Origin of the sequence: Bacillus sp. SIMBA_026 (genome assembly GCF_046535335.1) — a bacterium.
GTDB classification, from domain to species: domain Bacteria; phylum Bacillota; class Bacilli; order Bacillales; family Bacillaceae; genus Bacillus; species Bacillus velezensis.
Map to the genome: position 1 here is coordinate 1 of NZ_JAWRWX010000044.1, position 383 is coordinate 383.

The 383-nt window shown below is 60.1% G+C and carries 1 protein-coding gene; it reads left to right on the forward strand.

Going from position 1 to position 383, the window contains the following annotated elements:
• Positions 1-383 (forward strand): 7TM diverse intracellular signaling domain-containing protein (locus SB847_RS20590; RefSeq protein WP_410578419.1); only part of this gene is annotated, 383 nt, incomplete at both ends.

A 383-nucleotide genomic window follows, 5' to 3' on the forward strand; every position in this document is an offset into this window, starting at 1 on the left:
CGTGGCCATTCGCAACGACGCATGCGTGGGAGAAGTTCAGCTCCATCGCGTTTCAGCTTTATTGCGCGAGCTTCATGGTCTTCGTACTGCGTTTTTGCCGACGCCGCGCCCCACGCGCCGAGCGAGCGCTCTGGGCGATCGTGCTGATCGGCAGCGGCTGGCTGATCGTGACTCCCGGCTCGGCGATTGCCGATGCGCGAGCACTCTGGGCGCTCATACCGATGGCGGGTTTCATCGGAAGCTGCGGTCTGCTGCTGTGGTTTTCGTGGCGCAGCCGCGAAATCGAGCAGCAGATCCTGACGGTTTGCATGGTGATTTTCATTGCCGTCGGCGTTCACGACCTGCTGGTTTTTGTCGGCATCCTGAATACCAACATCTACTAC